The sequence below is a fragment of the Oleiphilus sp. HI0086 genome (genome assembly GCF_001635225.1).
Genome location: NZ_LWFZ01000267.1, coordinates 1 through 522, shown reverse-complemented (window position 1 = coordinate 522; position 522 = coordinate 1). Strand labels below are relative to the sequence as shown.

The following is a 522-nucleotide window of genomic DNA, read 5'->3' as shown; positions in this document are numbered from 1 at the left end:
TTCGTCAAGACCCTGATGTGGTAATGATTGGTGAGATCCGTGATATCGAAACAGCTGAAATTGCGGTTCAAGCCAGTTTGACCGGGCACATGGTGCTATCAACCTTGCATACTAATAGTGCCGTTGGCTCTATCACCCGATTGATGGATATGGGGGTTGAGCCTTTCCTGATTAGCTCGAGCCTTGTTGGTATTATGGCACAGCGCTTGGTTCGTGTTCTGTGTACCTCCTGTCGTCAACCCTACGAACCTGATGATAGCGAATGCGAATTTCTGCATATAGAGCACGGGCCTGGCCAATCGAAACCTCCTATCTACAAAGCAAAAGGTTGCCCAGAGTGTAATCATCTTGGTTATAAGGGCCGTATTGGTATCTACGAACTTGTCCAAATAGATGAACAGATGCGTGAACTTATTCATAGCAAAGCCGGTGAGCTAGAGCTTGAAACTTATGCACGTAAGTGTGGTCCAAGCATACATGATGATGGTATTCAGAAGGTGTTGGCTGGCGTTACCACGATTG

At 46.7% G+C, this 522-nt stretch carries 1 protein-coding gene; it reads left to right on the top strand.

Annotated features, from left to right (window positions below):
• Positions 1 to 522: GspE/PulE family protein (locus A3756_RS03460; RefSeq protein ID WP_197481140.1), on the top strand; the 522-nt coding region annotated here is incomplete at both ends.